This is a genomic window from Flavobacteriales bacterium, from assembly GCA_013214975.1.
Taxonomy (GTDB): domain Bacteria; phylum Bacteroidota; class Bacteroidia; order DT-38; family DT-38; genus DT-38.
On sequence record JABSPR010000134.1, the window covers coordinates 1 to 2,725 of the forward strand.

5 protein-coding genes are annotated in these 2,725 nt (G+C 35.3%); all 5 read left to right on the plus strand.

Going from position 1 to position 2,725, the window contains the following annotated elements:
- Positions 1–246: 246 nt before the first annotated feature.
- Positions 247–675, plus strand: coding sequence for a hypothetical protein (locus tag HRT72_04940; GenBank protein NQY67054.1), 429 nt, complete (start codon positions 247–249; stop codon positions 673–675).
- Between the two features lie 77 nt (positions 676–752).
- Entirely contained in the window at positions 753–1,370 is a 618-nt protein-coding gene (locus tag HRT72_04945; GenBank protein NQY67055.1) for a hypothetical protein, read from the plus strand.
- A complete protein-coding gene (locus tag HRT72_04950; protein NQY67056.1) occupies positions 1,342–1,722 on the plus strand; it encodes a membrane protein insertion efficiency factor YidD in 381 nt (126 codons plus the stop codon). Before HRT72_04945 ends, HRT72_04950 begins: the two co-directional genes overlap by 29 nt.
- 10 nt (positions 1,723–1,732) lie before the next feature.
- Entirely contained in the window at positions 1,733–2,524 is a 792-nt protein-coding gene (locus tag HRT72_04955; protein ID NQY67057.1) for a hypothetical protein, read from the plus strand.
- Positions 2,493–2,725, plus strand: a 233-nt coding sequence (locus tag HRT72_04960) for a tetratricopeptide repeat protein (GenBank protein NQY67058.1), incomplete at its 3' end; no start/stop codon positions are given. The genes HRT72_04955 and HRT72_04960, both read left to right, overlap by 32 nt.

The following is a 2,725-nucleotide window of genomic DNA, read 5'->3' on the forward strand; positions in this document are numbered from 1 at the left end:
ACTATATGAAAGAAGGTAGCTTGATAAAAGAAGAAGAATTAAAAGAGGATTTTTCAATACGTTCTAATGGCTTATGCTATAGTTCAAAGTTAATGCATTGTGTTGTACAAGATGTTGCAATGAAATGCATTTAATTAAATATGAGCCGTTAGTTGATTGATTTAGACCAGTATTCGTCTTTGAAAACAGAAAATTATCACTTTCTTTACCACAGAAATAAGCCATCAATAATAAAACCTGCAACGAATGAAAACAGTCCTAATTACAATTTGTCTTGCTTTCTCGATAGCATGTGTTAATGCATCTGAGTTTTTTTACAATAAGAAAGAGCTTACTGAACAAATGTCTTCATTAAATTCATTGGAAGAAGATGTAATGGAAGGAAGAATTTCTGCAAGTACGAAAAGATTATCTCCGATTATGGAGGAAGGCATAGCATTAAGTTCTACGCATCCGTCATCCGTTATCGATACAATGGATTGGGGTGCTTTTGCATGGGGATTTTGTTGTTGTCCTATCGGTTTCTTTGTATTGCATATCCCTAGTGGTGATGCTGAAGAAGGTGTAAAACAAGGATTCTGGGTAGGTGTTGTTGTTGCAACTATTCTTAATATTGTCTCGACTGCAGTTACTATAGCAATGGGAGGAGGCGCATACTATTCGTATACATACTAAGCAGTTTCTTTTCCTTGAAGTATATTCTTCTATTAATTTTCGTGGCAAGCAGTTGCCAGTTGTTTGGCCAAGTAATATTGGTCGGCAAGGTTGAATGCAATTTTTCTGTAAAAGAAATAACCGTTGGAAAGGACGATAAGCTGCAAATGGGCAAGCTTTTTTATAATCATTCTACGCAGCAAATTCATTATTCTATAACATTTCCAATTGCTAAATCTATTTTGGCAACAGATAAACTAACTGTTGTCAAACGTTCTGGTTTACAAAAAAGGGATACTATTCCTTCACCCGGGTTTATTTCAACATCCATGTTTAACTTGGCGTGTAATAATAATATGGAATACTTTGGTTTGGATAAAGCGCCGTTCGAATTGGTTAGTACAAAGGTGGAGGAAGAGCTTGTTGTATCTACCTGGAAACCCAAAGGTGTAATAAAAGACGTACATGGTAATGTTACCATGGCACAAAGAGATGGGCGACTGTTTGCCATTAACTTTTATTCTCCTAATGGCAAAATGACAAGTCAACAGTTTTTTGAAGATTATATTTTTTTAAAAGGATATGCATTTCCTACTAAAGTAATTGCCTTTGTTTTTAATTCAATTGGTAAAAAAGTAAAAACAACTGTTACCGAGTATACTAATTTGGTGGCTAACTCAGAATCAAATGAAGTATTCTATAGCGCTGATTTTTAGCTTGCTTCCAGCGATTGTATTTGCGCAGAGCTCCTCGGATATTGCGGCCTTTAAAACGGCACCTGTAGAACAAGAAGATCATCATAAGCATATTCAAGAATATAATGGAGAGGCTAAAATGTTTCTTGGCTTTATGTTTCTTGGTTACAAAAGATTTATATCTAGCCAGGATGGTAGTAGATGTAATTTTAATCCTTCTTGTTCAGTATATGCAGTACAAGCAATTCAAGACCAGGGAATTATATTAGGTGTGATTAATTTCTTCGACCGCTTTGCCAGGTGTAATAATTTTAGCCCAAATCAATATGAGAAAGACTATGCGTCTAGATTGTTTTACGATCCTTTGTATTAGCTTTTTATTCTTGTTAAATCAAGAAGTAGATGCGCAAAAGGATTTGTATGATTATAACAATTCCAAAGCATTTGCAGAAAACCTATACAATAATGGAGAATACGGTTTTGCCAAATCGGAGTTCCAAAGAGTAATATATTTAATGCCAAATGACTCTTCTTTATTGGCGTCTTTACTTGCTTGTTATCGTAATTTGGGAGAGTATTCAGAAGGACTTGACAAAATCGAAAAGTATATATCTGTTAAAGAGATGCCAACTAATATTTGCAAGGAATACATAAGAACTGCATTTGCTGGTTCAGATACAAGTGCTTTTAGAAGGGCTTTGGGAAATGATAATCTCAGCATTAAACAGAGGGAGTTTTATGAATTTCTGGCTCTTCTTAATATTCGTGCTTATAAAACAATGGATATAAAGTATGCTGACCTTATCAATACTCCAGAAGGGGATCTGGAAAATAGAATGTCTTCTTTGTATATATCTAGCAAAGAAATTAAAAGAAAAAGTATTGGACTAGGCGTAGCAATGTCGGTTGTGGTGCCAGGATTAGGTAAGGTGTATTCTGGGTATTGGAAAGATGGCTTGATGAGTTTTATCTATACAACGGTAGCCGGGTGGCAGGCATATCGCGGATTTAAGAAGAAAGGAATTAGTTCTGCCTATGGTTGGATATATAGCGGTGTTGCTACAGGGTTCTATTTAGGAAATATATATGGAACAGTTAAATGGATTAAAAGAAAGAATAGTGAAAGGCAACAGAAAATAAAGGATGAAATACTTAATAGTATCGTTAGTTTTTAGTTCACTACTTACTGTTGGATTTAGTCAGTCTACAGAAGAAGTCTTGATGTATGCGAATACTCAATTTGAGGCGCATAACTTCGAAGAAGCGCGCAAGGCATATCGCCGGGTTTTATATTTCGAAGAGGAGGAGTTTAACGGGGAAGCTTATGTAAATCTGTCGTTGGCCAGTTTTCAGGTTGGAAAACTTGATGAATCAAT

Bases quoted from the DNA above. Each gene is read 5' to 3' on its own strand.
- HRT72_04950 (NQY67056.1), top strand. From the start codon at position 1,342: ATGAAGTATTCTATAGCGCTGATTTTTAGCTTGCTTCCAGCGATTGTA.
- HRT72_04940 (NQY67054.1), top strand. From the start codon at position 247: ATGAAAACAGTCCTAATTACAATTTGTCTTGCTTTCTCGATAGCATGT.